At 43.6% G+C, this 2,806-nt stretch carries 3 protein-coding genes and 1 other RNA gene; all 4 read left to right on the top strand.

Annotated elements, in window-relative coordinates:
* Nucleotides 1-176: 176 nt before the first annotated feature.
* The 4 genes from IM477_RS11750 (at nucleotide 177) to IM477_RS11735 (ending at nucleotide 2,641) form a co-directional block, all read left to right on the top strand.
* The gene (locus IM477_RS11750; RefSeq protein ID WP_223210417.1) at nucleotides 177-452 is read left to right on the top strand and encodes a type II toxin-antitoxin system Phd/YefM family antitoxin; all 276 of its coding nucleotides are present in this window, start codon (nucleotides 177-179) and stop codon (nucleotides 450-452) included.
* Nucleotides 452-892 carry a type II toxin-antitoxin system VapC family toxin gene (locus IM477_RS11745; RefSeq protein ID WP_002784674.1) on the top strand — a complete coding sequence of 147 codons (441 nt, stop codon included), beginning with the start codon at nucleotides 452-454 and terminating at the stop codon, nucleotides 890-892. Before IM477_RS11750 ends, IM477_RS11745 begins: the two co-directional genes overlap by 1 nt.
* Nucleotides 893-1,074: 182 nt before the next feature.
* Nucleotides 1,075-1,465: a transfer-messenger RNA gene (gene ssrA, locus IM477_RS11740) on the top strand.
* 9 nt (nucleotides 1,466-1,474) lie between these two features.
* The gene (locus IM477_RS11735; RefSeq protein ID WP_287731835.1) at nucleotides 1,475-2,641 is read left to right on the top strand and encodes a pyridoxal phosphate-dependent aminotransferase; all 1,167 of its coding nucleotides are present in this window, start codon (nucleotides 1,475-1,477) and stop codon (nucleotides 2,639-2,641) included.
* The last annotated feature ends 165 nt before the right edge of the window (nucleotides 2,642-2,806 follow it).

Here is a 2,806-nt window from a genome sequence, read left to right as displayed (position 1 = left end):
CGGACAAGCTTTTCTGAACGGAACCCCCTAAGCCGAGTTTTCAAGGTGCTGTCCGCCCACTTGGTTTTCGAGACGGTCTTTTTAATTCTAACGTAAAGCCAACCTAGAACGGCGGGGTTTCCCACCCAAAATTTTCGATGAGTGGAAATCGATATACTAGAATTATTATGGTCAAGATGTCCAACTTAAGATCAATGACAAAAATCCTCTCGACAGCCGAAGTGAAAGCGCGTCTTTCCGAATCGATCGATCTTGCTCTCCAAGAGGGCTACGTTGTCATCACCCGCTACGGCAAACCCGTGGCTGCCCTAGTGAGTTACGAAGATATCCGACAATTGCAACGACTGAGAAGCGCTCGTCAGAGGGGAGGGTTAGCGAATTTAAGCGAAAATTGGGAAGATTCCGAAGAATTAGCCGAAGAACTGGATAATATCTTGGACGAGAGAACCTGATGGCTTATCTCTTTGATACCGATGCTATTTCAGAGATGTTACGCAAGCGCCCGCTACTGGACTATCTGCAATGGTTACGATCGCTCGATCGAGAAAATCAATATACTAGCAGTATCACGATCGCCGAACTATATAAAGGTGCGTTCCGTTCCCCCAAGCGCAATCATTTTCTGGAAAAAATCGAAACGAGAATTATCCCCGAATTCACGATCCTGCCATTCGATCGCTTGACAGCGAAAATTTACGGAGAAATTCAAGCGCAACTAGAACAACAGGGAAATATTCTCGCCCATGCCGATTTACAGATCGCATCCACGGCGATTCAATCTAATCTAGAACTGGTTACGGGTAATATTCAACATTTCGCCCGTGTAGAAGCTTTACGGATTAATTACACTCTCGTCCACGCCAGGGCATCTTCAGAAAATGTTCAGAGTTGAGGCAACTTCGGCATCAACTATGGCAGCTGGATCGCAAATATAGGATAACTTTCCCAAAAATCAACGATAAAAACCTTTTTTACCGATCTAGCCAGGCTCTAACGCCTGGGAAGGGAAAAATCCTCAATTGAGCCGAAATTAGCTTAATCAAAAAATGTGCTATAATCAGAATGTAAGCACAAGGGGCCGTAACGGTTTCGACAGGTTAGCGAAAGCTCCCCCGTGATACAGGTCGAGAGTGAGTCTCCTCTCGTAAATCAAAGGCTCAAACAAAAAGTAAATGCGAACAACATCGTTCCTTTCGCTCGTAAAGCCGCTCCTGTAGCTGCCTAATAGTCTCTAATCGACTCGAGCATTCATAGTTTGACTCCGTTAAGGACTATGGATAAACCCCCAACGGATGCCACGTTTAACTTTCTCTAGTTAGTTAACCGTCTAAGCTTTAACTAGAGCATCCCACTGTCCGGGATAAGTGACAGTCCCCGTTTCGAGGGTAATCGAAACTAAACCTGTGAATGAACGGACAGTCAATACCTAATTTGGACAGCAGTTCGACTCTGCTCGGCTCCATTGATTACTTTAATGAAAGACCTTCTCTCCCGCATGGACGGGGTACAAACACCGATTATTCCCGTGGTCGGTCAATTAATTAAAGCGAACCCCGGCACTATTTCCCTAGGTCAAGGGGTTGTTTCCTATGAACCACCCCGGGAGGCGATCGAATCTCTATCTTTATTTTTAGCTAATCCCAAAAATCATCAATATCAATCTGTGGCGGGAATTCCCCCCTTATTAGCAGTAATTCGGCAAAAACTAGCCGAAGATAATCGGGTAAAAATCAGCGATAAACAGGCAATTTTTGTGACGGCGGGCAGTAATATGGCTTTTATGAATGCCATTTTAGCCATTACTTCCCCGGGAGATGAAATTATTCTCAACACTCCCTTTTATTTCAATCATGAAATGGCCATAAAAATGGCTAATTGTCAAGTTATTTTGGTCGCCACAGACAAAAATTATCAATTGCGTCCAGCCGCCATTGAAGAGGCAATCACGGAAAAAACTAAGGCAGTGGTGACGATTTCTCCTAATAATCCCACAGGAGTAGTTTATCCAGAAAATACCCTGAGAGAAGTCAATCGAATCTGTCAAAAAAAGGGCATCTATCACATTCACGATGAGGCTTATGAGTATTTTACCTATAACCATGCTCGCCACTTTTCTCCGGCGGCAATTGTTGGTAGTGAATCCTGGACTATTTCCTTATTTAGTCTCTCAAAAGCCTACGGTTTTGCCAGTTGGCGCATTGGTTATATGGTAGTACCAGAACATTTATCTGAGGCGATTAATAAGATTCAGGATACTATTTTAATCTGTCCGCCGGTGGTTTCGCAATACGCGGCCCTAGGGGCGTTGCAGGTGGGTAAAAGCTATCCTTTAGAACAGTTGAAAACTATCAGTCAAGTTAGAGAAATTTGCCTGAATGCTCTAGAATCGGTTAGGGATATTTGTGATGTTGCCACTGCGGAAGGGGCTTTTTATTTCTTCCTGAAAATTTCTACAGACAAGAATGATTTTCAGTTAGTTAAAACTTTAATTGAGCAGCAGCGGGTGGCGGTGTTACCCGGTTCAACTTTTGGTATAACAGAAGGCTGTTATTTGCGTCTTGCCTACGGTGCTTTATCTCCAGAAACAGCTTTAACGGCAGTAGAAAGATTGGTAAAGGGACTGCGTTATTTTAGTCAGTGATTTTCAAGAATAAATACCGGCTTTTTTTCTTGGTTTTTACTTTACCACAGCCTTTCTCATCAAGATGAAGTGTAACCTAATTTGGGTTTGCGGCAAAAAGTACGGGCGAAGCATTCGGATAGAAAATCTACGGTTTCACCGATAGGTTATTGCCCGAATGCTTCG

The organism is Microcystis sp. M090S1, from assembly GCF_020246295.1.
GTDB lineage: Bacteria > Cyanobacteriota > Cyanobacteriia > Cyanobacteriales > Microcystaceae > Microcystis > Microcystis aeruginosa.
This window is presented reverse-complemented; position numbering and strand designations above follow the sequence as displayed.

Bases quoted from the DNA above. Each gene is read 5' to 3' on its own strand.
- IM477_RS11750 (WP_223210417.1), top strand. From the start codon at position 177: ATGTCCAACTTAAGATCAATGACAAAAATCCTCTCGACAGCCGAAGTG.
- IM477_RS11745 (WP_002784674.1), top strand. From the start codon at position 452: ATGGCTTATCTCTTTGATACCGATGCTATTTCAGAGATGTTACGCAAG.
- IM477_RS11735 (WP_287731835.1), top strand. From the start codon at position 1,475: ATGAAAGACCTTCTCTCCCGCATGGACGGGGTACAAACACCGATTATT.